Raw genomic sequence first — 25,212 nt, 5'->3', positions numbered from 1 at the left:
ATGACCAGCCCTGCCCGCCGTCACCTTATGCGCCAGTCAGCGGTCGAGGCCGCGCAGCGGGAGAATGACCCGCTGCGCCACGCCAACGGCTATGAACGGATGATGCTTAAACTCAATGAAGATAAGCGAAAGCTCAAACAGGTGCGCTCACAAGAGCGTAAGGCCGAACTCAAGCGCCAACTGCTGCCGGACTATGCCCCCTGGGTTGCCGGTGTGCTGGCCGAAGGTCGCGGCGCGCAGGACGCCATTCTGATGACGGTCATGATCTGGCGTCTGGATGCCGGGGACATTCCCGGCGCGCTGGACATCGCCCGCTATGCGCTGCGCTACCAGTTGGTGCCGCCGGGCAATTTCGCGCGCTCCACGCCATACCTCATCGCAGAAGACGTCGCCGAGTCTGCCACCCGCGCCTTTGAGGCCGGGGAGCCGGTCAACATTGACCACCTCACGCAGACGATGGAACTCACCGACGCAGAAGACATGCCCGACCAAGTGCGCGCCAAGTTGCACAAAATCACCGGGTACGTCTTGCGCGCGGCGGGCAGGGCTGAACTGGCATTGAACCACCTTAAGCGTGCGCTGCAGTTGCATAACGGCTGCGGCGTGAAAAAAGACATTGAACGGCTGGAGCGGGCAATACGCACCGCCGCCAGCCGCTGACAGAACGCGCCCCGCGCCGGGCGGCACGACGGCCGCGACAGGTTTCACCTCGTCAACGCCGTCGTCCACCGCCCCCTAACTTTCTGAGGTCATATGAGCACCGTTGTGATCCAACGGCCACGCCCGGACGCGCCAGCACCGCGCCCGGAGGATGAGCCGATCGTTAAAAACGTCTTTTTCTGGCCGGACATTGACCCGGCGGACGTGCGCGACGTGATGCGCATTGAAGGCACCATCACCGCCCCGCGCCTGCGGCTGGCAATTAAAAGCGCGATCGCGGAGGTCAACGCCGAGCTGTTCACTTTCCGCCGCGACCAGATGGCCGACGGCTATCAGCGGCTTGAGGATGTGCCGGGCGAACAGCTCGACGGCGAAAGCGTGCGGGTGAGCGAATACCGCAACGCCGTTAGCGCGATGACCATGGCGACGCTCTCGGAGCAATACCGCAGTTTTGACACCACCGCCACCGGCGGCCGCAAGGCTGATGTGGTCGAAGCCTCGATCGGCGAGCTGTGGCGCAACGCCCGCAACGCGATCAGTAACGTGGCCGAGCGTAGCCACTGCATCATCGGGCTGCTCTGATGAGAGTCTACGCCCTGCAGGGCGACACCGTTGACGCGATTTGTTGGCGCTACTACGGGCGCACGCAGGGCGTGGTTGAGCAGGTCTATTCGCTAAATGAAGGGCTGGCCGCTGCCGGGGCGATTTTGCCCCACGGCCACCCGGTCGAGCTGCCGGACGTGACCGCCGCGCCGCAGCGTGAAACCGTCAATTTATGGGATTAGCAATGGAGAAAATTACGTCGTGGGTGGCCTATACCGTAGCGGCCTTTCTCGCTTGGATTGGCCGATACAGTCCGCAGGACATCGCCTTTATGGTCGGCGCCGCCGTGGGCGTCGGCACGTTCCTCGTTAACTGGTACTACCGCCGCAAAAGCTACCAGCTGTTGAACAAATTGGGCGTCAGCCGGAGGGTTTACGATGAACTCAATCGCTAAACGCTGCAGTGTGGCCGCCGTGCTGGCGCTGGCGGTGCTGCTGCCGCAATTCAGCGCGCTGCAGATCTCTGAGGCCGGGTTGCGCCTGCTGGCCGATTTCGAGGGCTGTCGTTTATCGCCGTACCAGTGTCAGGCGGGCGTCTGGACAAGCGGCATTGGCCACACGGCCGGGGTAAAGCCCGGCGCGGTTATCAGCGAGCGCCAAGCTGCCGTTAACCTCGTTGCCGACGTGTATCGCGTGGAGCGAGGCATAGGGCGCTGTATGCCTGTCACGATGCCGCCGCCGGTTTATGACGCGGTGGTGTCCTTTGCCTTTAACGTCGGCGTCACGGCCGCCTGCGGCTCTACGCTGGCCGGTTTCATCAAGCGGCAGGACTGGCGCAACGCCTGCCTGCAGTTGCCGCGCTGGGTGTTCGTCAACGGCGTCAAATCGCCGGGGCTGGAACGGCGCCGGGCGGCGGAGCTGGCCCACTGCCTGATCGGGGCCACGCCATGAGCCGCGCGATCGGGTGGTTTCTGGTGCTGGCGCTGATCGTCGCCGGTTGGATGAAATGGCAGGTTGTCACGTTGGGTGAACGGCTGGAAAGCGCCCGGCAGGAGAACGGCCGGATTGCGGCGGCGCTGACCGATACCCGCGCGGCGATCGACACGTTGCAGGCGGCGGTAGGTGTGCTGGCGCAGGAAGAGGAAAAGTTAAGGGGCGACCTAAACGCCGCGCACCGGCTGGCGCTGACGCGTGAGCAGAAAATACAGAGGTTACTCAATGAAAATCAGCAATTACGGGACTGGTTTAACACTGCTTTGCCTGCTGACGTTGCCCGGCTGCACCAGCGCCCCGGCTTCACCGGCGCCGCGGATTATCTACGTTGGCTGTCCGAAAGTGAGTCCGTGCCAAATCCCGGCCAGCCACCCGGCGACTAATGGCGATCTGAGCGCCGATATTCGCCAGCTTGAAAACGCCTTGGCGGCCTGCGCGGTGCAGGTCGAAACGATAAAACACTGTCAGGAACACCACGATGTTAAAACCGCAACAGCTCCGCGCTGAGCTGACACGCTGCCTGCCGTGGCTACAGCGCAACCCTGAAAACCTGCAAGTTCGGGTAGATCGCGGCAATGTGGCCGCCACGCTTGCCGTCTCGCTGTCCCATGAGTACCGCTATACGCTGAACCTGCTGTTTTTGGACTACACCGGCGATCTGGATTTAATCATGGTGCCGATTCAGGCATGGCTACGGGAAAACCAGCCGGACATCATGGCAACGGAGGAGAAACGTCGCACCGGGATCACCTTCGCGAGCGACTTCAACAACAACGGCTCTTACGATTTCAGCGTATCGCTGCAGCTGACCGAGCGTGTCGTGGTCAGCGAACAGAACGGCGCACTACACGTTAAGCACCTGCCGGAGCCGCCGTTACCGGAGGACATCACGCGGCCGATGCAGCTCTTTGTTCACGGCGAATTAGTGAGTGAATGGAATGAGCGAGCTTAACCCCTTTGACACCCTGCTGGCCGGGCTGATTGCCAAGCTGTCGCCGCAGTCGCGTAAGTCGCTGGCTGTTGCCGTGTCAAAGCGCCTGCGCGCCGGTCAACAGCAACACATCAAACGCCAGCAGGCGCCGGACGGCACACCCTACGCGCCGCGCAAAACGCGGCTTCGCAACAAAAAGCGCCTTCGCGATCGGGCGATGTTCTCCAAACTGCGCACGGCCCGCTATCTGAAAGCCCAGGGCAACAGCGATGCAGCGGTGGTTGAGTTTGTCGGGCGTGTGAAACGCATGGTAAACGTTCACCATTACGGCCTGCGCGATCGGCCGACGCCGCACAGCGAGGCGGTAAAATATGAGGCCCGTCCGTTGCTGGGATTTGGCCCGGATGACGTCAAAATCATAGAAACGGCCGTGATAGAACACATCGCAGAATAACCCCCCTGTTGTGCCTCCGATCTTCCAACCTCATCGCGTTGTCGCCGCCCGCGCCGGGCGGCATCCTTCCAGCATGAACAATCAACACGACATTTTGCGCCTGCTGCGCAACCTGATCCGCATCGGCACCGTGAGCACCGTTGACCTTGATAACGGCCTGTGCCGCGTCGAAACCGGCGGCAATCTTACCGACTGGCTCAACTGGCTAACCTGTCGCGCCGGGCGTACTCGCAGCTGGTCGGCGCCCTCGGTCGGTGAGCAGGTGCTGATCTTTGCGCTGGGTGGCGAACTCGATACCGCGTTTGTGCTGTGCGGCATTTTCTCTGACGACTTCCCGGCCCCGTCTGCGTCGGCGGATGCGCTGCATATCGCATTCCCTGATGGCGCGGTTATCGAGTACGAACCGGAAACCGGCGCGCTGAGCGTGTCAGGGATTAAAACCGCCGACGTGCAGGCGTCGGAGTCCATCACCGCCAGCACCAAAGTGGTGATCGTTACGGCTGACAAAATCACGCTCGATGCGCCGGAGGTGGTCTGCACCAACAAACTCACCACCGGCACGCTGGAAGTGAAAAAAGGCGGGGCGATGCACGGGAACATTGAGCACAGCGGCGGCTCGTTCTCATCCAACGGCGTTGTTGTTGATATGCACACCCACGGCGGCGTCCAGACCGGCGGCGGGAGAACCGATAAACCCTCATGAGGACACCAGTATGAAAACCCTATCAGTAATTTTGGCCACTCTTGTTTCTCGATTGGGTGCTGCGATTGCCTTATCGGGCGCTGTCATGCTGGCACTTAATGGAGTCTCCGGCTGGGGCTGGTTCTTGTTTATCGGGCTGCTGCTGTCATGAACAGCGCTAAATATATCGGCATGAACCGAGGCACCGGCCGCACGCTGACGGACATCGAGCATATTCGCCAGTCCGTGGCGGACATCCTGATCACGCCGCAGGGTTCGCGCCCGATGCGCCGGGCTTATGGCTCGTTGCTCTCTGAGCTGCTCGACCAGCCGCAGAACGACGCGCTGCGCCTGCAGATTATGGCCGCCTGCTACAGCGCGATATTGGCATGGGAGCCGCGCGTTAAGCTGACCGGCATCGCTTTTAATACCACCTATGACGGCAAGATGGTGATCGACATCACCGGCACCCGCACCGATGCCCCCGGCGCGCTGTCGCTGTCTGTTCCTGTGAGCTGAAACCATGGCAACGATTGACCTTTCACAGCTGCCCGCGCCGATTGTCGTTGAGGTGCTGGATTATGAAGACATTTTGGCAGAGCGAAAGGCTACGCTGATTTCGCTTTATCCGGAGGAACAGCGGGAGGCCATCGCGCGCACGCTGGCGCTGGAGTCGGAGCCGATCGTTAAGTTGCTGCAGGAGAATGCCTACCGCGAGGTGATTTTACGCCAGCGCGTCAATGATGCCGCCAAAGCGGTGATGCTGGCATATTCCACCGGCGAAGACCTCGACCAGCTCGGCGCCAACTTCAACACGCCGCGACTGGTGATCGCCCCGGCCGATGAGAGCACCATTCCGCCGACACCGGCAGTTATGGAAGCGGATGAAGACTACCGCCTGCGCCTGCAGGATGCTTTCGAAGGGATGAGCACGGCGGGATCTGCCGGTTCCTATCGTTTTCACGCCCGCTCGGCCGATGGCCGGGTGGCCGATGTGACAGCAATCAGCCCATCACCGGCTAACGTGACCGTCACTGTGTTGTCACGGGACGGCGACGGCACCGCCAGCCCCGAACTGCTGCAGGTTGTCCGCGATGCGCTGAATGATGAGGACGTGCGCCCGGTCGCCGATCGCGTCATCGTGCAAGCGGCCAAAATAACCCGCTATGGCATTGATGCCACGCTGTTTCTCTATCCCGGCCCGGAGGTTGCGCCGATCCTCACGGAGGCGAAACAACGTTTGCAAAATTATGTACTGACCATGCGCCGCTTAGGCCGCAGTATCCGGCGTTCCGGCATCATCGCGGCGCTGACCGTGGAAGGTGTTGAACGTGTTGAAGTTGCTCAACCGGCCGCCGACATCGTGCTGGATAAAACGCAGGCGGGTTACTGCACCGGTGTGAACATTACCCCAGGGCGCGCCGATGACTAACCGTCTATTGCCTGTCGGCTCCTCACCGCTGGAAGTTGCCGCCGCCGCCGCGTGTGCCGAGCTGGAGCGCGTGCCGGTTCCCCTGCGTGATTTGTGGAACCCGAAAACCTGCCCGGTGCATCTGCTGCCCTATCTGGCGTGGGCGTTCTCTGTCGATCGCTGGGATGAGGCGTGGCCGGAGGACGTCAAGCGGGGCGTGGTTTCGGCTGCGTTCTACATTCACCGGCACAAGGGCACCATCGGCGCCGTGCGCCGCGTGGTGGAGCCGCTCGGCTACCTGATTAATGTCATTGAGTGGTTCCACACCGACGGCGCCGATCCTCCCGGCACCTTCCGGCTGGATATTGGCGTGCTGGAAACCGGCATCACCGAGGAAATGTATCAGGAAATGGAGCGCCTTATCGCCGACGCCAAGCCCCTGAGTCGCCACCTGATCGGCCTCAACATTTTGCAGGACATTCCCGGCCGGATTTACACCGGCGCGGCCGCCATTGATGGCGATGTTATTACCGTTTACCCCGGATAAGAGAAAATTATGAGCAAATACAAAGCGATTATTACCACCGCCGGGGCGGCCAAGATTGCCGCCGCCAGCGCGGGCGGCACGCAGTTGAAAATCGTCTCTATGGCCGTCGGCGACGGGAACGGCACGCTGCCGACGCCTAATCCGGCGCAAACAAAACTCGTCAACGAGAAATGCCGCGCGGCGCTCAACGGGCTGACTATCGATAAGGCGCTGAAAAATCACATTCTGGCCGAGATGATTATTCCGGCAAACGTCGGCGGCTTCTGGCTGCGTGAGATGGGCCTCTATGATGAGGCCGGGACGCTGATTGCCGTCAGCAACATGGCGGAGAGTTACAAGCCGAAGCTTGAAGAGGGCAGCGGCCGCACGCAGACGCTGCGCATGATCCTGATTGTCAGCAGCACCGAGGCGATTCAGGTGATCGCCGGTGGCGACACCGTACTGGCGACCAAGGATTTTGTGGCCGACGCGATCGCCGTGCATGAGAAAACCCGAAACCACCCGGACGCCAGCACCACGGCGAAAGGGCTGGTGCAACTGAGCAGCGCGACGACCAGCACCGACGAAACGAAAGCCAGCACGCCGAAGGCGCTTAAAACGGTTAGCGATGCCAGCATGAAAAAGGCCGCCAATCTGTCCGACTTGCCCGACAAGGCCGCCGCGCGTGGCAATCTGGCGTTAGGTACGGCCGCGACGAAAAACGTCGGGGTGGCTGGCGGGCAGTTGATGGAGGTCGGTGCGTTTGGATTGGGAAGCGGCTCACGCCACCGAGAAGATGCTTATTGTAATCAGGGGGAAATCTATCGGGTTAATGGCTCATCAAAGAATGCACCGGGCGGTGATGTTTATGGCGTGCTGAGTTTGCCCTGCGACGGTGGCCCGTCGGGCGCGTATATGGCGGTACAAAACAACGGAAACGCATTCTTTGGCCGTTCAAATATCGCGGAAAACGGTGTGACTTGGTTTCAGGCTTACACGACGAAGTTTAAACCGACGGCGGCAGACGTTGGCGCATGGAGTAAAAAAGAATCCGATGGCCGATTTGTAAAACAGAGCGGCGACACAATGAGCGGCCCGTTAGCGCTGCCGCGTGTCGTGTTCCCGAACGAAAATACCGCTAACGCCGATACTGATGTGAACCGTGAGAACGGTTTTACCGTTGAATCATTGGTTGCCACGACCAACAAAGGCTATCCAGTGCCGGGCGGCATGGGGGTGTTATTTACCGGCAAAGTGAACGAATTCCGCAACGTTCAGTTTGCGGTTGGCTCCGGCGATCTGGCGTTTTATTTGCGCTCCCTGCGAAAAGATAGCCCTGCCTCAACACGTTGGGCGCAGGTATACACCACGGACTACAAACCGACGGCGGCAGATGTGGGCGCCCTGACGGATGCACAGGCCGCGCAGAAATACGCGCTGCGCTCTATCAAGGTGAACGGCAAGCCGCTCTCTACGGACGTTAACCTGTTGGCCGGTGATGTCAACGCATGGAATAAGACCGAAGCTGATGGTCGCTATGTGAAGCGCACCGGCGACACGATGAGCAACACGCTAAACCTGCCGCGTGTGGCATTCCCCAGCGAGTCCGCGCCGCCGGTAAACGCCGACGATGACCTGACGCGGCCGAACGGGTTCACGCTGGAGCAGTTGGCGGCCCAATCGAAGGGGTATCCGATGAATGGAGCGGTCGGCAATCTGCTGACCTTCAAATTAAACCGTTATCGCAATGTGCAGTTTGCAATCGGCTCCGGCAATACAGATTTTTATTTACGCTCGATGCGTGATGATAATCCGGAAACTGCAAAGAAATGGGCGCGCGTTTACACCACCGACTTTAAACCAACGCTTACCGATGTGAAGGCGGCGGATCACAGTAATAACTTTGCTGCACGAATGGGGGTTTCTCGTGTATTGACGGGGAATAATGCGCCGACATCTGCCGGGGTATGGAGTGCAGAAAATAGCTCTTGGGCGGCGGTGCCGTGGGGGTCGGTTTTGTGCACCACCAATGCCAGCGATCTGTCTACTGCGTCGGGTAACGGTAAGTTTCAACATTACTTGCAACTTGCACATGAGGCGGGCGGTAAACCCGGATTGCGTGCGGCGGTAAACGTTAACGGGACGTTTAGCGGCTGGGATTCGGTGATGATGAGCCGGGGCGGAACGTTTACCGGCGTGGTGAAAACAAATGCGGAGTTCCAATCAACCAGCTCCGATAACTACCGGCTGATCGGCGGCGATTACGGCTCTTTCTGGCGCAATGACGGCAACGCGTTGTATTTGATGCTGACTAATGCAAAAGACCAGTACGGCCCCTGGAATAACCTGCGCCCCTTCAGCGTTGATGTAAAAACCGGGAATGTCACGTTTGCGCACTTCGTGGGAATTAACGATAGCCTGACGGTTAATAAATATATTCGCGCCGACAAGAATATCTCTGTGGGTGAGGATTTATGGGTAGACCGAAACGCCACTGTGGCGGGCACCCTGAAGGTCGGTAACAGCACCCATGCCAGCGACGGCAACATCATGGGCAGCCGCTGGGGTAATAAATGGTTGTGGGATGCGGTGATTGAGCAGGTTAATGGCCGGGTTGATTGGCCCTCCTTTAACCAGCATGTTGGCGCCAGAGCGACAATTGACTGGGTTAATCAGAACTTTATTCAAAATGTCAGATACAGCGCGGAAATGCATGTCGGCGCGACCGGGATTTATACCTATCACGATAATACCGTACTAACCGGTTTCAATAACAAAGACGGCGATTACTCTGCTGAAGAGCTGTTTTGGAGCTACATCCAAATTTATAAAAATGGTCAGTGGATCACAGTAGGGCGATAACATGAAGAATATTAAAAACTTTCAGCTCGGCGAGCCAAAAACACCGGAGCAATTAAAATTACGCAATCAGCATAATGCCATGTTCCTTTTCTCTGACGATGGTCAGGAGTGGTATTACTGCCAGAAAGATTTTGCGGAGGATACGATAAAAGTTGCCTACGATGAAAAAGGGATTATCCGCAGCATTGCCGCCAACAACGATATTTCTACGTTGTGGCCTGTCGGGTTAAGTGTCGCGGAAGTGGCAAACACAACCGCCAATCGCCGGGCAGATATTTCAGGCGGTTGGGTATTTGATGGGAAAGCCATTGTCAAACGCAGTTATTCGCCTGACGAATATCAGGAACAAGCGAAAAAGGAACAGGTTGCCCGCATTGCGGCAGTGGCGCGGCATATCGCGCCATTACAGGATGCTGTTGACTTGGACATGGCGACCGAGGAAGAAAAAACGATGTTGGCGGACTGGAAAAAATACCGTGTAATGCTGAATCGTCTTGATATGACGTCGGCCCCGGAAATTGACTGGCCGGTGGCACCCGCCGCCTAAGATAAAAGCCCGCAGCGATGCGGGCTTTTATCTTTGTAGTTAACGTAAAATGGTCATGGCACCATGGTTGTTACGACATTGGGAGCGCCAATCAGGATGACGAACAGAAGTATGCTTCCTATCGTAATTGCGGTTGCAATTTCATTTTTCATCGTTACGTTTCCCCGGTTATTTTGAAAGAGTACCTACAAACTCTAATGTGGTGCGATATAACTGGAATTCATCGCTGTCAGATGATTTTTCCATTTCAGCGACTATTTGAGAAAGAATATTATCGGTGTTGACTATTTTTTTGCGGACAAGAAGATCTATAACACATCTGCCCAGAACAATGCTCACCTTTTCTAAGTTCTGCGTTTCACTATCGGTAAGGTAATGAATACTCATAAGCCCTCCAATCAATGATTTTTCGGATTTGGCCGTTAATCCTGATGTCGTCTTTAGAGCAGCCATTCTCATCCTTAGTTTGGTTGAAAGAGCCCACCGAAGCGGGCAAAGATTTGTCTCTGGTGTATCAAGCGTTACAAAGGTTGTTATAAGGGATTGCGAACCCTGAATAACGCTTTTAGGTTAGGAATGTTCTGAAATCATGGCAAGTAATTACGAACGGTAAGGAACGAATTTAGGATAAATGCTAAAAAAAATGCCCCACGACGGGGCGAAATTTCGTGATGATAGCTACATGAACTATTTGCATGTGACGACTAGAGGCGTGTGTCGTCTATTGGCGACACTATACCACTTTGGAGGGGGGAACAAGCAAAAAGTGCTGAAGTGAGAAATCTTAGGAAAAGTGCCATTCGAAAGCCCGTACTTTCGAACTGATGCCCTTAGCGCCATGAAAAAAGCCCGCAGCGATGCGGGCTTTGTGTTTGCGGCTTTCCCTGATGTTGCCGCGTCTTTGCCTTTCGACCTTACCCCGCCCGGCTAAAATCCGTCCAATTGATTGCATAGATCAATAAGGCGTTATTGATCGGCGCAAACGATCGTCATTCCCTCAAAAATCCCCAATCCGTCCCGGCCTGTTGTCTGGTCGGCCTTCCAGCACCCACCGCGTGCGGCCCGGCGCGCCGGGCGTCATCATGCCTGCACCTACTCACCACCCGGAGCAAATTAATGGGCGATTATCATCACGGCGTGCGCGTCGTCGAAATCAACGACGGCACCCGCGTTATTTCCACCGTATCGACGGCAATCGTCGGCATGGTCTGCACGGCGGAGGATGCCGACACGTCGGTTTTCCCGCTTGATACCCCGGTACTGATCACTGACGTGCTGGCCGCCTCCGGCAAGGCCGGTAAAAAAGGCACGCTGGCGGCGTCGCTGCGGGCGATCGCCGAACAGGCGAAGCCGGTCACGGTAGTTGTCCGCGTTGCCACCGGCAAAGACGCGGCGGAAACCACCTCCAATATCATCGGCGGCGCGAACGCTGAAGGCCGTTACACCGGCATGAAAGCGCTGTTATCTGCACAGGCTGAGCTGGGCGTTAAGCCGCGCATCCTCGGCGTGCCGGGGCTGGATAATCAGGAGGTCGCGACGGCGCTCGCCGGGATTTGCCAGCAGTTGCGCGCGTTCGGCTATATCAGCGCCCACGGCTGCAAAACCGTGCAGGAGGCGATTAAGTACCGCGACAATTTCAGCCAGCGCGAGCTGATGCTGATCTGGCCGGATTTTGTCAGCTGGAACACCACCGCCAACCAGAGCGACATCGCCTACGCCACCGCCCGCGCGCTGGGCCTGCGTGCCAAAATTGACACGGAAACCGGCTGGCATAAGACGCTTTCAAACGTCGGCGTTAACGGCGTGACCGGCATCACCGCCAGCGTGTTCTGGGATTTGCAGGCGCCTGGCACCGATGCTGACCTGTTAAACCAAGCGTGCGTCACTACGTTGATCCGCAAAGACGGCTTTAAATTCTGGGGTTCCCGCACCTGCTCCGATGATCCGTTGTTCCTGTTCGAGAACTACACCCGCACCGCGCAGGTGCTGGCCGACACAATGGCCGAGGCGCACCTATGGGCCGTTGACCGTCCGGTGACGCCTACGCTGGTGCGCGACATGATTGACGGCATCAACGCGAAATTCCGCGAGCTGAAATCCGCCGGGCTGATTATCGACGGTACTTGTTGGTACGACGAAAGCGCCAACACCAAGGAAACCCTGAAGGCGGGCAAGCTGTTTATCGATTACGACTACACGCCGGTGCCACCGCTGGAAGATTTAACCCTGCGCCAGCGCATCACCGATCGCTATCTTGCGACGTTTGCGGCATCCGTGAACCGCTAAAGGAGACGTTAGAACATGGCACTGCCGAAAAAACTGAAATACCTGAACCTGTTCAACGACGGCTACAGCTATATGGGCGTCGTGTCCTCGCTGACGCTGCCGAAGCTCACCCGCAAGCTGGAGAAATACCGGGGCGGCGGCATGAACGGTGCGGCCTCCATCGATATGGGGCTGGACGATGACGCGCTGGCCGTTGAATGGTCGATGGGCGGCATTGATGAGCTGGTGTTGAAGCAGTGGGGCGCCGTCGATGCTGTGCCGCTGCGCTTTGCCGGTTCCTTCCAGCGTGACGACACCGGCGAGGTGTCCGCTGTGGAAGTGGTGATGCGCGGCCGCCACAAGGAAATTGACTTTGGCGAGTACAAGCAGGGCGAGGATACCGAAACCAAGGTATCTACCGAGTGTACTTACTTCAAGCTGACCGTGGACGGCAAAGAGCTGATCGAAGTCGATACCGTGAACATGGTCGAAAAGGTCAACGGCGTTGACCGGCTGGCCGAGCATCGCAAGGCGATCGGCCTGTAATTTTTGCGCCAGCCCGCCGGGCTGGCCCTTTTCCCCCTGATTTGAGAGAACACCATGAAAGACGCAAAAGAAAATACCGTTACCCTCGAAACCCCGATCCAGCGCGGTGAAACCACCATCACCGAGGTGCAGGTGATTAAACCTAACGCGGGCGCGCTGCGCGGCGTCGGGCTGGCGGCGATCGCCAACGCCGACGTTGACGCGCTGCTGGTTGTGCTGCCGCGTGTGACCGTGCCGAACCTGACAAAAGAAGAATGCGCGCGCCTTGAGCTGCCGGATTTGGTGGCGCTGGCCGGGAAAGTGGTCGGTTTTTTGTCGCCGAACTCGGCGGCGTAATCCCCGACGCCCGGCTGGGCGTTGATGACCTGATGGCGGACATCGCGGTGATCTTCCACTGGCCGCCGTCTGAAATGGCCGGAATGACGCTCACGGAGCTGTTGAACTGGCGCCATTTGGCACTGCAACGCAGCGGAGTTAATCACGATGAGTAAAAGCCTGCAGCTACAGGTGCTGCTGAAGGCCGTAGACCAAGCCACCCGCCCGCTAAAGAGTATCCAACAGGCAAGCAAACAGCTTGCCGGTGACATCAAAACCACGCAGCAAACCCTCAAGGCTCTGGACGCGCAAAGCGCCCGGATTGACGGGTTTCGCAAGGCGCAGGGCCAGCTCGCTGTTACCGGACGGGCCCTGAAAAACGCCAAGGCTGAAGCGGCGGCGCTGGCCGTCCAGTTCAAGGCGACGGAAAAGCCCACGGCGCAGCAAGCGCGCTTGCTGGAAGCATCAAAGCGCGCCGCCGCCGAGCTGCAGACGAAATACAACGGTCTGCGCCAGTCGGTGCAGCGCCAGCGTGACGCGCTCAACGCTGACGGCATCGCTACCCGGAACCTGAGCGCCGAACAGCGCCGGTTGAAGGCCAGCGCCAGCGAAGCCACGACAGCGCTGGGCCGCCAGCGCGGCGAGCTGGATCGCCTGAGCAAGAAGCAAGAGCAGGTTAACCGCGTCAGTGCGCGTTACCGTGCCGGGCAATCGGCAACCGCGGCTGTCCGTAATACCAGCGCGGCCGGGCTGGGTATCGCTACCGCCGGGCTGGTCGCTGAAGGGGCGTTTATTGCGCCGGGGGTGCAGTTCGACAGGCAGATGTCAGACACGCAAGCCACGTTAGGGCTGGCGAAGGATGACCAGCAACTGGCCGCCATTCGCCAGCAGGCGCGGGATATTGGCGCCACCACTGCGTTTTCGCCGACGGACGTCGCCCGCACGCAATCCGTATTGGCAAAATCCGGCTTTAACGGCGATGCCATTCTGAAATCGACCGAATCAACGGTCAATCTGGCGCTGGCCTCCGATCTTGACATCGCCGACGCGGCCGACATCATCACCAACATGCAATCAGCGTTTAACATGCCGATAGACGAGATCCAGCGCGTCGCGGATGTGATGACCAAAGGCTTCACCAGCTCGAACAGCAACCTTATGGATTTTGGCGAGGCGATGAAGTACGTCGCGCCGATCGCCGAGGCGGCCGGGGCCAGTATCGAGGACACCACCGCCTTGCTGGGCGTGTTGGCCGATAACGGTATCAAAGGGTCTATGGCTGGTACGGCGGCCAGTGCGATGTTTACGCGGTTACAGGCGCCGGTCGGGCAGGCGGCTGATGCGTTGTCAGAATTGGGCGTAAAAACCAAGGACGGCAAAGGGAACATGCTGCCGATCGCGAACATCCTCAAGAAAATTAACGGCTCGTTTAAAGCCAACAAGCTCGGCACCGCGCAGCAGGCCGAATACCTGAAAGTCATTTTTGGCGAAGAGGCGATGAAAGGCGCTATCAAGCTGATTGACGCCGCCGGTAATGGCAAGCTGAGCGAAAAACACAACACCGTCACCCAGTCAAAAGGGGCTACGGCCCAGATTGCCCGAGTGAAGGTGGACAACCTCGACGGCGACCTGAAAAACCTGTTTTCGGCGTGGGAAGATGTTCGCATTGAGGTGTTCGACGGTCAGAACTCAGCGCTGCGCGCGCTCACGGTTTCCGCCACTGAATGGCTGACCAAGGCCGGGGCATGGGTGAAGGCCAATCCTGAGCTGGTCGGCACACTGGTGAAAGTCACGGCGGGCGTTACGGCCCTGATCGGCGGCCTCGCCGCGCTGGGCCTTATTGCATGGCCGGTAATGGCCGGGGTCAATATGTTGATCGCCGGGGCCGGGCTGCTGGGAACGGTCTTTACCACCGTTGGCGCCGGGATTGCGGCCGTATTCAGTGTGATCACCCTGCCGGTGGTTGCGGCGGCGGCGGTGATTGCCGGTGTGGCGTTGACTATCCGTAAATATTGGGAGCCTATCAGCGCCTTTTTAACGGGTATCGGCGAAGGCTTCAGCGCCGCTTTCGCGCCGATGCGCGCCGCGCTTGTCCCGCTGGCAGGCGCATTTACGCCGTTGCTGAACATGGTGCGCAACGTCTGGCAGTGGTTCGGCAAGCTGATCGAGCCGGTGAAATCTTCACAGGCCGAACTCCAGACGGCCGCGCGCTATGGGCGCATGTTCGGTGAATGGATCGCGGCCGGATTGAGCCTGCCGCTGCAGCTGTTGGGCGGATTGCCCGGCCTGCTGACCGGCATCTGGGGCGTTGCGAGCGGCATTGCGGAGCGTGCCGCCGCCGTCTGGGACACCATCGGCGAGCGTGTTAACGCGGCATGGCTGGCGCTGAGCGCCGCCACGGTTCAGGCATGGGATCGGCTGACCGGCTGGCTTAATGGCAAATGGGAGGGGCTGGTAAACGGGGCTAAAGCGCTGCCGGGGCAGTTCAAAGAAGCCGGGATGAACATGATTAACGGGGTCATTGACGGCATTAGCGAGCGCTGGCAGGCGCTGAAAGACAAGTTTGCAGGCCTCACGGATATGCTGCCTGACTGGATGAAGTTTGGCGACGATGAGGCGGAGGTTAACCCGTCGATTTCATACAATCGCCCGGCGCCTGAGCTGATGCCGGGGCCGGGTTATGCAGGGGCATTCGACAAGGGCGGCATCATCCCGAGCGGCCAGTTCGGCATCGTCGGCGAGCGTGGCCCGGAGATCGTCAACGGCCCGGCCAACGTCACCGGGCGCCGGAAAACGGCGGCGCTGTCGGCGGCGATGTTATCGCTGTCAACACCGGTGATGGCGTCGGCCCCGGCTGCCGCACCCGCTACGGCGCCAGCCCCGATCACGATTCAGGTGTACGGCGCCCCCGGCCAAGACGCGGCATCTATTGCGCGCGAAGTTTCGCGCCAGCTTGAGGCCGAACGACGCAAACACGCGGCGGCCGCGCGCAGCCGCATGAACTACGAAGGGTAAAACCATGATGTTAACGCTGGGCCTGTTTGTTTTTATGCTGCAGACGCTGCCCTACCAGTCCATGAGCCGCAACGCGGAATATCGCTGGCCGAGCAACGGCCGCGTTGGCCTGCGCCCGGCGGCGCAATTTCTGGGGATGGATGAGGAAAAAATCACGCTGTCCGGGGTGCTGCTGCCGGAAATCACCGGCGGCCGCTGGTCACTGCTGACGCTGCAACTGATGGCCGAGCAGGGCCGGGCGTGGCCGCTGATTGAAGGCACCGGCACGATTTACGGCATGTTTGTGATTGAGTCGATTTCTGAAACGCATTCTGAGTTTTTCGCCGACGGCAGCCCGCGCCGCACAGAGTTCACGCTCAACCTGAAGCGGGTCGATGAATCCCTGTCGGCGATGTTTGGCGATCTGCGCCAGCAGGCCGGGGAGTTGTACGATAAAGTCGGAGAGATGGCCGGGAAGGCCGCCGGTGCTATGGGAGGGTTGTTATCATGATCACCGGTGTAAGCCTGCCAGCCGGGGCGCGAGTTGCCCCGGATTTCTCGCTGTTGCTACAGGATAACGACATCACGCAGAACATCCGCAAGCGGCTGATTTCTCTATCGCTGACGGATAACCGGGGCTTTGAAGCCGACCAGCTCGACATCGAGCTGGACGACAGCGACGGACTGATGGCGATGCCTCAGCGCAATGCGGTGCTGTCGCTGGCGCTCGGCTGGCAAGGCTCGCCATTGACGCCAAAAGGCCAGTTTACGGTTGATGAGGTCGAACACCGGGGCGCGCCGGACACGTTGACTATTCGCGCGCGTAGTGCGGATTTTCGCGGCTCGCTGAACACCCGGCGCGATGAGTCCTACCACGACACCACCCTGGGCGACATTGTGCAGAAGGTGGCTGCGCGCAATAAGCTGAAAGCTTCGCTGGCCGCCGGTCTGGGCACCATCAAAATCAGCCATATCGACCAGACGCAGGAGACGGACGCGGCATTTATTACCCGACTCGCAACGCTCAACGGCGCGGTGGCGGCGGTGAAAAATGGCGCTCTGCTGTTGTTGCGACCGGGGAACGGCGCCACGGTAGGCGGGAAGGCGTTGCCGGTGTATACCATCACCCGGCAGGATGGCGATCAGCACAGTTTCAGCATTGCCGATCGGGATGCCTACACCGGCGTGACGGCGAGCTGGCTTAACACAAAACAGCCGAAGCCGAAGAAAGTGAAGCTGCAGCGCAAGCCAAAAGAGCAGCATTTGCGTGCGCTGCAACACCCGAAGGCGAAGCCGGGCAGCAGTAAAAAACCGGGGAAACCGGCGGAGGAGGCGAAAGGCGACTATCTGGTGGGGGCTGACGATAACGTGTTTGCGATCACCAAAATTTACGCCACCAAGGCCGCCGCGATGCGCGCCGCACAGGCCAAGTGGGAAAAGCTTCAGCGCGGTGTGGCTGAGTTCTCTCTGTCGCTCGCCATGGGGCGGGCTAACATCACCCCAGAGACGCCGGTACGCGTCAGCGGGTTTAAAGCGGCGATCGATGCGCAAGACTGGATAGTGAGCAAAGTTACGCACAATTTGAGTAACGGCGGTTTTACGACGGCGCTGGAGTTTGAGGTTTTGCTGTCGGATGTGAATTATGAAGTCACATAAAGTGAATTGTAAATTCACTTAAAGTTTATTCTGTTTCGAGTTCTGAGAGGTATTATCGGCGGCAACAGTGTTAGTGACGAGGAATTAATCATGTTTCATTGCCCGTTATGCAGAACAGCGGCACATGCCCGCACTAGTCGTTACCTGAGCCAACACACGAAAGAGCGTTATCATCAGTGCCAAAATATTAACTGCGGTCACACGTTTAAAACGATGGAAACCTATGATAGCGCGATCATGACGCCGGGGCAGGTAGATGCAGTGCCGCCGCATCCGGTCGGTGCCAGTGTGGCAGGACAGCAACAGGTTATGTGGATGTAATCAGCCCATAGAAAAATAGCCCGCTTAGTGCGGGCTTTTTTATGTCTAAAGCAAAGTGGCGGCAAAAACCCATCGCCATTTCATCGCCACTGTGATTTGTGATAATAAAAAAGCCACCTCAAGAGGTGGCTTAACTATATGATTTTAAAGCTAAAATTTGGTGGCCCCTGTTGGGTTTGAACCAACGACCAAGCGATTATGAGTCGCCTGCTCTAACCACTGAGCTAAGGGGCCAAGCCGCGAGATTATAGGGAATCCTTAAGCATCGGTCTACTGTTACCCGCCCGTATGTTGCTTTTCTGCGCAGTTCTAGCCTGTTGTAATTGCTGGCGGATTTTGCGATAACCGCAGTAAATCCCTGCAATGGACTCACGACACTCATGGAACTTCTGGCGCCCAATCTGCGGGTGGTGTTTTGCGGCATCAACCCCGGCCTTTCTTCCGCCCATCAGGGCTACCCTTTCGCCAACGGCAGCAATCGCTTCTGGAAGGTGATCCATCAGGCCGGCTTTACCGAGCGCCAGCTGGCGCCGGAGCAGTGGCAGCAGTTGAAGGACAACGGCTGCGGCATTACCGCGCTGGTGGCGCGCCCGACGGTGGCGGCCAGCGAGCTGTCGCGCGACGAGTTGCGCAGCGGCGGTGAGGCGCTGCAAGAGAAGATCCTGCGCTACCAGCCGCGCGCGCTGGCGATTTTAGGCAAACAGGCATTCACCACCGCCTTCGGGGTGAAAAACGCGCCCTGGGGCAAGCAGGCGATGATGCTGGGGCAAACCGAGGTGTGGGTATTGCCCAACCCCAGCGGATTGAACCGCGCCACGCTGGAGCAGCTTACCGCCAGCTATCACGAGCTGTTCCTGGCGCTGCAATGACATAAGGGAGTATGCGATGACATCGATGATGAAAGGCTGTGTGATGGCGCTGCTGTTGGTGACCGGCGCTGCGCAGGCGGGGCATTCGCCACAGGAGGCGCGCAACAAGCAGAACGTGCTGGAGTTTTATCGGCAGGGGCTGAACAACAAGGATTTTGCGGCGGCGCGACCGTTTTTAGGCGAACAGTACAAACAGCATAACCCCAATGCCCAAGACGGCGTGGCGGGTTTTCGTCAATTTGTCGAGCTGCTGAAAACGCGTTACCCCAACTCGCACAGCGAGATTAAACAGGCGTTCGTCGACGGTGACTATGTGATTTTGCATGTGGAAGTCAGCGGGCGCGAGGCCGGCAAGACGGCGGCGATCGTCGATATCTTCCGTCTGGACAGCGCCGGAAAAATCGTCGAGCACTGGGACGTGACGCAGCCGGTGCCGGAGAAGACCGCCAGCGGCAACGGCATGTTCTGAGGCATAAAAAAACCCCGGCAGGCCGGGGTTTTTGTTTTGAGTGCAACCGCCGGACTTAGTCGTCCAGGAAGCTGCGCAGCACTTCGGAGCGGCTTGGGTGACGCAGCTTGCGCAGCGCCTTGGCTTCGATCTGACGAATACGCTCACGGGTAACGTCAAACTGCTTGCCAACCTCTTCCAGCGTGTGGTCGGTGTTCATGTCGATGCCGAAACGCATGCGCAGCACTTTCGCTTCGCGCGCGGTCAGGCCGGCCAGCACGTCGTGGGTGGCGGAACGCAGGCTTTCCGAAGTCGCGGAATCCAGCGGCAGCTCGAGGGTGGTATCCTCGATGAAGTCGCCCAGATGCGAATCTTCGTCGTCGCCGATCGGCGTTTCCATCGAGATTGGCTCTTTGGCGATCTTCAGCACTTTGCGGATCTTGTCTTCCGGCATCAGCATGCGCTCGGCCAGCTCTTCCGGCGTCGGCTCGCGGCCCATCTCTTGCAGCATCTGGCGCGAAATACGGTTGAGCTTGTTGATGGTCTCAATCATATGCACCGGAATACGGATGGTGCGCGCCTGGTCGGCGATGGAGCGGGTGATAGCCTGACGGATCCACCAGGTGGCGTACGTCGAGAACTTGTAGCCGCGGCGGTATTCGAACTTGTCTACCGCTTTCATCAGGCCGATGTTGCCTTCCTGGATCAGATCCAGGAACTGCAGGCCGCGGTTGGTGTATTTCTTGGCGATGGAAATAACCAGACGCAGGTTGGCCTCAACCATCTCTTTCTTCGCGCGGCGGGCTTTCGCTTCACCGATCGACATGCGACGGTTGATGTCTTTGACCTGCTCGATGGTCAGGCCGGTCTCTTCTTCGATCTGACGCAGTTTCTGCAGGCTGCGCTGCACGTCTTCAGCAACGTCTTTCAGCTTTTCCGACCATGGCTTGGCCATCGCCAGCGCGGCTTCAAACCAGGAATCGCTGGTTTCGTTGCCGGCGAACAGGGTGACGAAGTTTTTCTTCGGCATTTTGCACTGTTCAACGCACAGCTTCATGATGATGCGTTCCTGGGTGCGAACGCGGTCCATCATGGTGCGCATGCTGTTGACCAGGAAGTCGAACTGTTTCGGCACCAGGCGGAACTGCTTGAACACTTCAGACAGCTTCAGGATCTCGTCCGCGGCGCTGGCGTGGCTGCGGCCGTTTTTCTTGATCACCAGACGCGTCGCTTCATACTGATCGCGCAACTCGGCGAACTTCTGACGCGCCAGCTCAGGATCGATGCTGTTATCGTCTTCGGTGTCGTCGTCTTCGTCGTCTTCATCTTCTTCGTCGTCGTCTTGCTCTTCGCTCGACAGTTCAGAACCGATGTGGGTCGCGGTGGGGGCGATGTCCTCTTCCGCGTTAGGATCGACGAAGCCGGTGATCAGATCGGACAGGCGCGCTTCACCCGCTTCGACGCGATCGTACTGCTCAAGCAGGTAGGTGATGGCTTCCGGGTATTCGGCAACCGAGCACTGTACCTGGTTGATGCCGTCTTCGATGCGCTTGGCGATGTCGATTTCGCCTTCGCGCGTCAGCAGTTCGACGGTGCCCATTTCGCGCATGTACATGCGCACCGGGTCGGTGGTGCGGCCGATTTCGGATTCCACGCTGGACAGAACCTGTGCGGCGGCTTCTTCCGCATCTTCGTCCGTGCTGTTCGAGTTTTCGGCGAGCAGCAGGTCATCGGCGTCCGGTGCTTCTTCCATCACCTGGATGCCCATGTCGTTAATCATCTGGATGATGTCTTCGATCTGATCGGAGTCGACGATATCTTCCGGCAGATGGTCATTGACCTCAGCATAGGTCAGATAGCCTTGCTCCTTACCACGGGTGACAAGTAGCTTCAGCTGTGACTGCGGGTTTTGCTCCATAAGACGGTATCCACACTTCAGAGTATTTAGGTTGGTGTCGGTCGGCGAAACCGCCAACAATAGCATTTGGGGCGTTTTCGTTATCGCCGCGGCCCACTATGGCGGCACTGTGCAGGGCTCTGCCCTCGCAATTATCGGCACTTAAGCCGTTTGGTATTCAGTTTTTCTTCGCTAAAACCTGGTTGAGAGAACGGACTTCTTCACGTTCCTCCGCGCTCAGACCGCGCGTTCTGGCCTGGGCGATCAGCGTTTCCAGCCGTTGCTCGAGCACCGAGTCGTACAGGCTGGCCAACGTATCTAAAAAGGTCTGTTCGACCATGTCCTCAACGATCATATGGTTCCATGTCGCCAAGGTTTCAAGCTGCTGGCTGAATTTGTTGTCGCGATACAGCTCCAGCAATTGCCCGGTCGTCAGGCCCGGCTGCGCCAAACAGGTCTGCACCAGTTCGACGAACAGCGGCAATCCCGCCTGTTTGGTCTGCTCCAACCCTTCCAGCGAAGGGATAAGTGTAGCCAACTGCGGATTTTGCACCAGTAACCCTATCAGTATACGCATGGTTGTGCGTTTTAGCTGGGGCGCCTGATAAGGATTCGCATTTTCAGCCTGCTTGGGCATCAGCTTGTCGAGCTGGCTGTCGTCCAGCAGCCCCAGCTTGTTGCCGAGCTCCTGGCGCAGGTACAAGCGCAACGTTTCGCCCGGCACCTGAGTAATCAGCGGCAGCGCCAGCGTGCTCAGCTTGGCGCGTCCGTCCGGGCTGCTCAGATCCACCTGCGGCAGCAGGCTTTCGAACAGGAACGTGGACAGCGGCTGCGCCAGCTCCATTCGTTGTTCGAAGGCTTCTTTGCCTTCCTTGCGCACCAGCGTGTCCGGGTCTTCGCCGTCGGGCAAAAACATGAACCGCAGCTGGCGCCCGTCATTCAGGTATGGCAGCGCGGTTTCCAGCGCCCGCCAGGCCGCTTCGCGGCCGGCGCGGTCGCCGTCGTAACAGCAGACGACGTTGTCGGTGGCGCGGAACAACAGCTGAATGTGTTCCGCCGTCGTCGAGGTGCCGAGCGAGGCGACGGCATAGTCGATGCCGAATTGCGCCAACGCCACCACGTCCATATACCCTTCCACCACCAGCAGCCGCTGCAGGTTAGGGTGGTTCTGCTGTGCTTCATACAGGCCGTACAGCTGGCGGCCCTTATGGAAAACTTCGGTTTCCGGCGAGTTCAGGTACTTCGGCATACCGTCGCCCAGGACGCGGCCGCCGAAGGCGATCACGCGCCCGCGCTTGTCGCGGATGGGGAACATCACCCGTTCGCGGAAACGGTCGTACGAACGCCCCTTATCGTTAGTCACCAGCATGCCGGCATCGTTCAATGCGCGGCGCGAGTCGGCGTCGCGGCCGAAACGCTTCAGGGCGTTGTCCCATCCCGCCGGCGCGAAGCCGATGGCGAAATGGCGAATAACGTCGTCACTCAATCCGCGCTGCTGCAAATAGCTGCGCGCCGGCGCCCCGGAGGACTGCTGCAGTGACTGTTGATAGAACGCGCTGAGCTGTTCCATCAGTTGGTACAGGCTCTGGCGCTGATGGCGCTCGATCTGGGTTGGCCCGGTGCCCGCTTCGTAAGGCACTTCCAGCCCGTGCATGGTCGCCAGTTCTTCGATGGTTTCGACAAACTCGAGTCGGTCGTAATTCATCAAAAAGTCGACGGCGTTGCCGTGCGCACCACACCCAAAACAGTGATAAAACTGCTTTTCGCCATTAACGGTAAAGGAAGGCGTCTTTTCGTGGTGGAACGGACAGCACGCGTGATAGTTCTTGCCTTGCTTCTTGAGCTTCACGCGGGCGTCGATCAAATCGACGATGTCGGTGCGAGCCAGCAAGTCATTGATAAATACGCGCGGAATTCGTCCAGCCATAAGCCCTTACTTCATTAGCCTATAAACGAGAACAAGCCGCGCATTCCTTTCGGAAAGCACGGCCTTCGTATGCAACTACTCGGTCTGCGCGATTTTGAAAATCAGAAATTCACGCGGTGGGGTTGCCCCCGAAGAATTAATACAGACGAGTGCGGCGTGCGTTTTCGCGAGCCAGTTTCTTCGCGTGACGTTTCACAGCAGAAGCTTTAGCGCGTTTACGTTCGGTAGTTGGTTTTTCATAAAACTCACGACGACGAACTTCAGCTAAAACACCCGCTTTTTCGCAAGAGCGTTTGAAACGACGCAGAGCAACGTCAAATGGCTCGTTTTCACGTACTTTAATTACCGGCATGTGCCTCTCACCTCAATAAAATTCGGTTTGCTGCTGGCCAAGCGCCAGCCTTTTCAAAATGGTGCGGAATTTTACTCCAATGGATGCTGCTTTGTAAAGCATCACAGCAAATTGAAACCCGCGTCGCTCTGCCGCAACGTGCGCAATTTTGCACCGGGCGCTGATTATAGACTAATCAGAAAAAAATGCTCGTGTTTAATCGCTCGGGCATTTTCTGGATGAATCATCGACATAGGCGCAAGCCGGTGACAAGATGCGCGGCGCCGGCGGTAAATGCGGCGGAATGTGGTAGACTGGCGGCCGCACGTGAATGATGGGAAATGTAATGCGAGTACTGGGTATAGAAACGTCCTGCGATGAAACCGGAATTGCAGTGTATGACGATCAAACCGGTTTGTTGGCCAACCAATTATACAGCCAGGTGAAGCTGCACGCCGACTACGGCGGCGTAGTGCCGGAACTGGCCTCCCGCGATCACGTGCGCAAAACCGTGCCGCTGATTCAGGCGGCGCTGAAAGAGGCTAACCTGACCCCGGCCGATATTGACGGCGTGGCTTATACCGCCGGGCCGGGCCTGGTGGGGGCGCTGCTGGTCGGCGCAACCGTGGGGCGTGCGCTGGCGTTCGCCTGGAACGTGCCGGCGGTGCCGGTGCACCATATGGAAGGCCACTTGCTGGCGCCGATGCTGGAAGACAACCCGCCGGCATTTCCGTTCGTCGCGCTGCTGGTCTCCGGCGGCCACACTCAGCTGATCAGCGTCACCGGCATCGGTGAATATGAACTGCTGGGCGAGTCGATCGACGATGCCGCCGGCGAAGCGTTCGACAAAACCGCCAAGCTGCTCGGCCTGGATTATCCCGGCGGGCCGATGCTGTCGAAGATGGCGCAGCAGGGCACTGCGGGGCGTTTTACCTTTCCGCGGCCGATGACCGATCGTCCGGGGTTGGACTTCAGTTTCTCCGGGCTGAAAACCTTTGCCGCCAACACCATCCGCTCTAACGGCAACGACGATCAGACGCGTGCCGACATCGCCCGCGCCTTCGAGGATGCGGTGGTGGATACGCTGGCGATAAAATGCAAACGCGCGTTGGAGCAGACCGGCTTCAAACGCCTGGTGATGGCCGGCGGCGTGAGCGCCAACCGCACGCTGCGCGCCAAACTGGCGGAGATGATGCACAAGCGCGGCGGGGAGGTGTTCTATGCCCGCCCGGAATTTTGCACCGACAACGGCGCGATGATCGCCTATGCCGGCATGGTGCGGCTGAAGAGCGGCGCCAACCCGGCGCTGAGCGTTTCCGTGCGGCCGCGTTGGCCGCTGGCGGAACTGCCTGCGGTATAAAGCAAAGGGCCGGATTATCCGGCCCTTCTGTTATTCTTCTCTCGGCTGGTCACCGTTATCCGCGTCGTTTTTCTTCTTGCGGAACTTGCCCCAGATCTTGCCTTCCTGGCCGCGCCACAGGCGCTGAATATTGTCGTGATGCCGCATCAGGATCAGGCAGGAGAGCATCGCTACCGGGAAGGTGAACTGCGGTTTGAACCACCAGACGTAGAACGGGGCGATCAACGCGCTGACGATGGCGCCAAGCGAAGAGTAGCCGCTGAGCAGCACCGTCAACAGCCAGGTGCCGGTCATAAGGCCGGTCAGATCCCAGCCGATAGGCGCGATGGCGCCAAACGCCGTCGCCACGCCTTTACCGCCGCGGAAGTGGAAGAACACCGGATAGATGTGCCCCAGGCAGGCGGCGATCGCCGTCAGGCCCAGATACAGCGGCGGCACATCGAGTTTGTAGGCCAGCCAGACCGGCAGCATCCCTTTCAGAATATCGAACACCAGCACCGCCGCCGCCGCCAGCCGGCCGCCGATGCGCAGGACGTTGGTCGCCCCGGGGTTTCCTGAGCCATGTTCACGCGGATCCGGCAGCCTGGCGATCCGGCAAACCAGGATCGCGCTGGAAATCGAGCCGCACAGATACGCGAAGATAATCATGCCAAGCGCGGTAGCACTCATAACGCG

At 58.7% G+C, this 25,212-nt stretch carries 32 protein-coding genes and 1 tRNA gene; 27 read left to right on the top strand and 6 right to left on the bottom strand.

Features of this window, described 5'->3' with window-relative positions:
* From J0F90_RS21215 to J0F90_RS21145, 16 genes are all read left to right on the top strand, one after another.
* On the top strand, window positions 1–660 hold the full coding sequence (locus J0F90_RS21215; protein WP_033639339.1) for a phage terminase small subunit: 660 nt from the start codon (window positions 1–3) through the stop codon (window positions 658–660).
* 93 nt (window positions 661–753) lie between these two features.
* Window positions 754–1,242, top strand: a complete 489-nt coding sequence (locus J0F90_RS21210; RefSeq protein ID WP_033639340.1) for a head completion/stabilization protein — start codon at window positions 754–756, stop codon at window positions 1,240–1,242.
* Entirely contained in the window at window positions 1,242–1,445 is a 204-nt protein-coding gene (locus J0F90_RS21205) for a tail protein X (RefSeq protein WP_015379118.1), read from the top strand. Before J0F90_RS21210 ends, J0F90_RS21205 begins: the two co-directional genes overlap by 1 nt.
* Window positions 1,446–1,447: 2 nt before the next feature.
* On the top strand, window positions 1,448–1,657 hold the full coding sequence (locus J0F90_RS21200) for an HP1 family phage holin (RefSeq protein WP_015379117.1): 210 nt from the start codon (window positions 1,448–1,450) through the stop codon (window positions 1,655–1,657).
* A complete protein-coding gene (locus J0F90_RS21195) occupies window positions 1,641–2,153 on the top strand; it encodes a lysozyme (protein ID WP_033639341.1) in 513 nt (170 codons plus the stop codon). The genes J0F90_RS21200 and J0F90_RS21195 overlap by 17 nt, the downstream gene beginning before the upstream one ends.
* Window positions 2,150–2,578, top strand: a complete 429-nt coding sequence (lysB, locus tag J0F90_RS21190) for an Rz-like lysis system protein LysB (protein ID WP_033639342.1) — start codon at window positions 2,150–2,152, stop codon at window positions 2,576–2,578. Before J0F90_RS21195 ends, lysB begins: the two co-directional genes overlap by 4 nt.
* Window positions 2,472–2,702 (top strand): Rz1-like lysis system protein LysC, encoded by a 231-nt coding sequence (lysC, locus tag J0F90_RS24760; protein WP_229601625.1) that lies wholly within the window; start codon window positions 2,472–2,474, stop codon window positions 2,700–2,702. The genes lysB and lysC overlap by 107 nt, the downstream gene beginning before the upstream one ends.
* Entirely contained in the window at window positions 2,674–3,147 is a 474-nt protein-coding gene (locus tag J0F90_RS21185; RefSeq protein ID WP_033639343.1) for a phage tail protein, read from the top strand. The genes lysC and J0F90_RS21185 overlap by 29 nt, the downstream gene beginning before the upstream one ends.
* Complete coding sequence (locus J0F90_RS21180; RefSeq protein ID WP_033639344.1) at window positions 3,134–3,580, top strand: phage virion morphogenesis protein; 447 nt, start codon at window positions 3,134–3,136, stop codon at window positions 3,578–3,580. The genes J0F90_RS21185 and J0F90_RS21180 overlap by 14 nt, the downstream gene beginning before the upstream one ends.
* 73 nt (window positions 3,581–3,653) lie before the next feature.
* Window positions 3,654–4,283 (top strand): phage baseplate assembly protein V, encoded by a 630-nt coding sequence (locus J0F90_RS21175; protein ID WP_033639345.1) that lies wholly within the window; start codon window positions 3,654–3,656, stop codon window positions 4,281–4,283.
* Between the two features lie 10 nt (window positions 4,284–4,293).
* Window positions 4,294–4,434 carry a hypothetical protein gene (locus J0F90_RS21170; protein WP_023447556.1) on the top strand — a complete coding sequence of 47 codons (141 nt, stop codon included), beginning with the start codon at window positions 4,294–4,296 and terminating at the stop codon, window positions 4,432–4,434.
* On the top strand, window positions 4,431–4,781 hold the full coding sequence (locus J0F90_RS21165; protein ID WP_033639346.1) for a GPW/gp25 family protein: 351 nt from the start codon (window positions 4,431–4,433) through the stop codon (window positions 4,779–4,781). The genes J0F90_RS21170 and J0F90_RS21165 overlap by 4 nt, the downstream gene beginning before the upstream one ends.
* Before the next feature lie 4 nt (window positions 4,782–4,785).
* Window positions 4,786–5,694, top strand: a complete 909-nt coding sequence (locus tag J0F90_RS21160) for a baseplate assembly protein (RefSeq protein WP_033639347.1) — start codon at window positions 4,786–4,788, stop codon at window positions 5,692–5,694.
* Window positions 5,687–6,220: a phage tail protein I gene (locus tag J0F90_RS21155; protein ID WP_015379109.1), complete on the top strand. Its 534-nt coding sequence runs from the start codon at window positions 5,687–5,689 to the stop codon at window positions 6,218–6,220. The genes J0F90_RS21160 and J0F90_RS21155 overlap by 8 nt, the downstream gene beginning before the upstream one ends.
* A gap of 9 nt (window positions 6,221–6,229) precedes the next feature.
* Window positions 6,230–9,061, top strand: coding sequence for a phage tail-collar fiber domain-containing protein (locus J0F90_RS21150; protein WP_050072200.1), 2,832 nt, complete (start codon window positions 6,230–6,232; stop codon window positions 9,059–9,061).
* A 1-nt stretch (window position 9,062) separates the two neighbouring features.
* Complete coding sequence (locus tag J0F90_RS21145) at window positions 9,063–9,608, top strand: tail fiber assembly protein (RefSeq protein WP_033639348.1); 546 nt, start codon at window positions 9,063–9,065, stop codon at window positions 9,606–9,608.
* Between the two features lie 168 nt (window positions 9,609–9,776).
* Here J0F90_RS21145 and J0F90_RS21140 read toward each other — a convergent pair whose 3' ends face one another.
* Window positions 9,777–10,061: a biofilm development regulator YmgB/AriR family protein gene (locus J0F90_RS21140; protein WP_161781916.1), complete on the bottom strand. Its 285-nt coding sequence runs from the start codon at window positions 10,059–10,061 to the stop codon at window positions 9,777–9,779.
* A gap of 663 nt (window positions 10,062–10,724) precedes the next feature.
* On the opposite strand from J0F90_RS21140, the gene J0F90_RS21135 reads away from it, so the two are divergent.
* The 8 genes from J0F90_RS21135 (at window position 10,725) to J0F90_RS21100 (ending at window position 17,705) form a co-directional block, all read left to right on the top strand.
* On the top strand, window positions 10,725–11,894 hold the full coding sequence (locus J0F90_RS21135) for a phage tail sheath protein (protein ID WP_033639349.1): 1,170 nt from the start codon (window positions 10,725–10,727) through the stop codon (window positions 11,892–11,894).
* A 15-nt stretch (window positions 11,895–11,909) separates the two neighbouring features.
* Window positions 11,910–12,419, top strand: coding sequence for a phage major tail tube protein (locus J0F90_RS21130; RefSeq protein WP_023447563.1), 510 nt, complete (start codon window positions 11,910–11,912; stop codon window positions 12,417–12,419).
* 54 nt (window positions 12,420–12,473) lie between these two features.
* Window positions 12,474–12,755 (top strand): phage tail assembly protein, encoded by a 282-nt coding sequence (locus J0F90_RS21125; protein WP_033639350.1) that lies wholly within the window; start codon window positions 12,474–12,476, stop codon window positions 12,753–12,755.
* A 32-nt stretch (window positions 12,756–12,787) separates the two neighbouring features.
* Window positions 12,788–12,910, top strand: a complete 123-nt coding sequence (locus tag J0F90_RS21120) for a GpE family phage tail protein (RefSeq protein ID WP_023456045.1) — start codon at window positions 12,788–12,790, stop codon at window positions 12,908–12,910.
* Entirely contained in the window at window positions 12,903–15,749 is a 2,847-nt protein-coding gene (locus J0F90_RS21115) for a phage tail tape measure protein (RefSeq protein ID WP_033639351.1), read from the top strand. Before J0F90_RS21120 ends, J0F90_RS21115 begins: the two co-directional genes overlap by 8 nt.
* A 4-nt stretch (window positions 15,750–15,753) precedes the next feature.
* Window positions 15,754–16,239 (top strand): phage tail protein, encoded by a 486-nt coding sequence (locus J0F90_RS21110; protein WP_033639352.1) that lies wholly within the window; start codon window positions 15,754–15,756, stop codon window positions 16,237–16,239.
* Complete coding sequence (locus J0F90_RS21105) at window positions 16,236–17,384, top strand: phage late control D family protein (RefSeq protein WP_033639353.1); 1,149 nt, start codon at window positions 16,236–16,238, stop codon at window positions 17,382–17,384. Before J0F90_RS21110 ends, J0F90_RS21105 begins: the two co-directional genes overlap by 4 nt.
* Before the next feature lie 90 nt (window positions 17,385–17,474).
* Window positions 17,475–17,705, top strand: coding sequence for a DNA-binding transcriptional regulator (locus tag J0F90_RS21100; protein WP_071998163.1), 231 nt, complete (start codon window positions 17,475–17,477; stop codon window positions 17,703–17,705).
* A gap of 158 nt (window positions 17,706–17,863) precedes the next feature.
* Here J0F90_RS21100 and J0F90_RS21095 read toward each other — a convergent pair.
* Window positions 17,864–17,939 (bottom strand) — tRNA-Ile (locus J0F90_RS21095).
* Window positions 17,940–18,085: 146 nt separating this feature from the next.
* Between J0F90_RS21095 and mug the strand changes: the two genes are divergently transcribed.
* Both mug and J0F90_RS21085 read left to right on the top strand, forming a co-directional pair.
* Window positions 18,086–18,574 carry a G/U mismatch-specific DNA glycosylase gene (mug, locus tag J0F90_RS21090; protein WP_033639354.1) on the top strand — a complete coding sequence of 163 codons (489 nt, stop codon included), beginning with the start codon at window positions 18,086–18,088 and terminating at the stop codon, window positions 18,572–18,574.
* A 16-nt stretch (window positions 18,575–18,590) separates the two neighbouring features.
* On the top strand, window positions 18,591–19,043 hold the full coding sequence (locus J0F90_RS21085) for a nuclear transport factor 2 family protein (RefSeq protein ID WP_080286907.1): 453 nt from the start codon (window positions 18,591–18,593) through the stop codon (window positions 19,041–19,043).
* Between the two features lie 55 nt (window positions 19,044–19,098).
* On the opposite strand, the gene rpoD is transcribed toward J0F90_RS21085, so the two are convergent.
* The 3 genes from rpoD to rpsU all read right to left on the bottom strand — a co-directional run bounded on the left by rpoD (window position 19,099) and on the right by rpsU (window position 23,198).
* Window positions 19,099–20,940, bottom strand: coding sequence for an RNA polymerase sigma factor RpoD (gene rpoD, locus J0F90_RS21080; protein ID WP_004937194.1), 1,842 nt, complete (start codon window positions 20,938–20,940; stop codon window positions 19,099–19,101).
* A gap of 157 nt (window positions 20,941–21,097) precedes the next feature.
* Window positions 21,098–22,846, bottom strand: coding sequence for a DNA primase (dnaG, locus tag J0F90_RS21075; RefSeq protein ID WP_033639355.1), 1,749 nt, complete (start codon window positions 22,844–22,846; stop codon window positions 21,098–21,100).
* Window positions 22,847–22,982: 136 nt separating this feature from the next.
* Window positions 22,983–23,198, bottom strand: a complete 216-nt coding sequence (gene rpsU / locus J0F90_RS21070; protein WP_001144069.1) for a 30S ribosomal protein S21 — start codon at window positions 23,196–23,198, stop codon at window positions 22,983–22,985.
* 325 nt (window positions 23,199–23,523) lie between these two features.
* On the opposite strand from rpsU, the gene tsaD reads away from it, so the two are divergent.
* On the top strand, window positions 23,524–24,537 hold the full coding sequence (gene tsaD / locus J0F90_RS21065; protein WP_028127590.1) for a tRNA (adenosine(37)-N6)-threonylcarbamoyltransferase complex transferase subunit TsaD: 1,014 nt from the start codon (window positions 23,524–23,526) through the stop codon (window positions 24,535–24,537).
* Between the two features lie 30 nt (window positions 24,538–24,567).
* On the opposite strand, the gene plsY is transcribed toward tsaD, so the two are convergent.
* The gene (gene plsY, locus J0F90_RS21060) at window positions 24,568–25,206 is read right to left on the bottom strand and encodes a glycerol-3-phosphate 1-O-acyltransferase PlsY (protein WP_004937201.1); all 639 of its coding nucleotides are present in this window, start codon (window positions 25,204–25,206) and stop codon (window positions 24,568–24,570) included.
* Between the last annotated feature and the right edge of the window lie 6 nt (window positions 25,207–25,212).

It is taken from the genome of Serratia marcescens subsp. marcescens ATCC 13880 (assembly GCF_017299535.1).
GTDB classification, from domain to species: Bacteria; Pseudomonadota; Gammaproteobacteria; order Enterobacterales; family Enterobacteriaceae; genus Serratia; species Serratia marcescens.
The sequence above is the reverse complement of the archived record's forward strand: the minus strand, read 5'-3'. Positions and strand labels throughout refer to the sequence as shown.

What these genes read in the sequence shown, in the direction of transcription:
- J0F90_RS21215 (WP_033639339.1), top strand. Translation starts at nt 1, where the DNA reads ATGACCAGCCCTGCCCGCCGTCACCTTATGCGCCAGTCAGCGGTCGAG.
- J0F90_RS21210 (WP_033639340.1), top strand. Translation starts at nt 754, where the DNA reads ATGAGCACCGTTGTGATCCAACGGCCACGCCCGGACGCGCCAGCACCG.
- J0F90_RS21205 (WP_015379118.1), top strand. Translation starts at nt 1,242, where the DNA reads ATGAGAGTCTACGCCCTGCAGGGCGACACCGTTGACGCGATTTGTTGG.
- J0F90_RS21200 (WP_015379117.1), top strand. Translation starts at nt 1,448, where the DNA reads ATGGAGAAAATTACGTCGTGGGTGGCCTATACCGTAGCGGCCTTTCTC.
- J0F90_RS21195 (WP_033639341.1), top strand. Translation starts at nt 1,641, where the DNA reads ATGAACTCAATCGCTAAACGCTGCAGTGTGGCCGCCGTGCTGGCGCTG.
- lysB (WP_033639342.1), top strand. Translation starts at nt 2,150, where the DNA reads ATGAGCCGCGCGATCGGGTGGTTTCTGGTGCTGGCGCTGATCGTCGCC.
- J0F90_RS21185 (WP_033639343.1), top strand. Translation starts at nt 2,674, where the DNA reads ATGTTAAAACCGCAACAGCTCCGCGCTGAGCTGACACGCTGCCTGCCG.
- J0F90_RS21180 (WP_033639344.1), top strand. Translation starts at nt 3,134, where the DNA reads ATGAGCGAGCTTAACCCCTTTGACACCCTGCTGGCCGGGCTGATTGCC.
- J0F90_RS21175 (WP_033639345.1), top strand. Translation starts at nt 3,654, where the DNA reads ATGAACAATCAACACGACATTTTGCGCCTGCTGCGCAACCTGATCCGC.
- J0F90_RS21170 (WP_023447556.1), top strand. Translation starts at nt 4,294, where the DNA reads ATGAAAACCCTATCAGTAATTTTGGCCACTCTTGTTTCTCGATTGGGT.
- J0F90_RS21165 (WP_033639346.1), top strand. Translation starts at nt 4,431, where the DNA reads ATGAACAGCGCTAAATATATCGGCATGAACCGAGGCACCGGCCGCACG.
- J0F90_RS21160 (WP_033639347.1), top strand. Translation starts at nt 4,786, where the DNA reads ATGGCAACGATTGACCTTTCACAGCTGCCCGCGCCGATTGTCGTTGAG.
- J0F90_RS21155 (WP_015379109.1), top strand. Translation starts at nt 5,687, where the DNA reads ATGACTAACCGTCTATTGCCTGTCGGCTCCTCACCGCTGGAAGTTGCC.
- J0F90_RS21150 (WP_050072200.1), top strand. Translation starts at nt 6,230, where the DNA reads ATGAGCAAATACAAAGCGATTATTACCACCGCCGGGGCGGCCAAGATT.
- J0F90_RS21145 (WP_033639348.1), top strand. Translation starts at nt 9,063, where the DNA reads ATGAAGAATATTAAAAACTTTCAGCTCGGCGAGCCAAAAACACCGGAG.
- J0F90_RS21140 (WP_161781916.1), bottom strand. Translation starts at nt 10,061, where the DNA reads ATGGCTGCTCTAAAGACGACATCAGGATTAACGGCCAAATCCGAAAAA.
- J0F90_RS21135 (WP_033639349.1), top strand. Translation starts at nt 10,725, where the DNA reads ATGGGCGATTATCATCACGGCGTGCGCGTCGTCGAAATCAACGACGGC.
- J0F90_RS21130 (WP_023447563.1), top strand. Translation starts at nt 11,910, where the DNA reads ATGGCACTGCCGAAAAAACTGAAATACCTGAACCTGTTCAACGACGGC.
- J0F90_RS21125 (WP_033639350.1), top strand. Translation starts at nt 12,474, where the DNA reads ATGAAAGACGCAAAAGAAAATACCGTTACCCTCGAAACCCCGATCCAG.
- J0F90_RS21120 (WP_023456045.1), top strand. Translation starts at nt 12,788, where the DNA reads ATGGCGGACATCGCGGTGATCTTCCACTGGCCGCCGTCTGAAATGGCC.
- J0F90_RS21115 (WP_033639351.1), top strand. Translation starts at nt 12,903, where the DNA reads ATGAGTAAAAGCCTGCAGCTACAGGTGCTGCTGAAGGCCGTAGACCAA.
- J0F90_RS21110 (WP_033639352.1), top strand. Translation starts at nt 15,754, where the DNA reads ATGATGTTAACGCTGGGCCTGTTTGTTTTTATGCTGCAGACGCTGCCC.
- J0F90_RS21105 (WP_033639353.1), top strand. Translation starts at nt 16,236, where the DNA reads ATGATCACCGGTGTAAGCCTGCCAGCCGGGGCGCGAGTTGCCCCGGAT.
- J0F90_RS21100 (WP_071998163.1), top strand. Translation starts at nt 17,475, where the DNA reads ATGTTTCATTGCCCGTTATGCAGAACAGCGGCACATGCCCGCACTAGT.
- mug (WP_033639354.1), top strand. Translation starts at nt 18,086, where the DNA reads ATGGAACTTCTGGCGCCCAATCTGCGGGTGGTGTTTTGCGGCATCAAC.
- J0F90_RS21085 (WP_080286907.1), top strand. Translation starts at nt 18,591, where the DNA reads ATGACATCGATGATGAAAGGCTGTGTGATGGCGCTGCTGTTGGTGACC.
- rpoD (WP_004937194.1), bottom strand. Translation starts at nt 20,940, where the DNA reads ATGGAGCAAAACCCGCAGTCACAGCTGAAGCTACTTGTCACCCGTGGT.
- dnaG (WP_033639355.1), bottom strand. Translation starts at nt 22,846, where the DNA reads ATGGCTGGACGAATTCCGCGCGTATTTATCAATGACTTGCTGGCTCGC.
- rpsU (WP_001144069.1), bottom strand. Translation starts at nt 23,198, where the DNA reads ATGCCGGTAATTAAAGTACGTGAAAACGAGCCATTTGACGTTGCTCTG.
- tsaD (WP_028127590.1), top strand. Translation starts at nt 23,524, where the DNA reads ATGCGAGTACTGGGTATAGAAACGTCCTGCGATGAAACCGGAATTGCA.
- plsY (WP_004937201.1), bottom strand. Translation starts at nt 25,206, where the DNA reads ATGAGTGCTACCGCGCTTGGCATGATTATCTTCGCGTATCTGTGCGGC.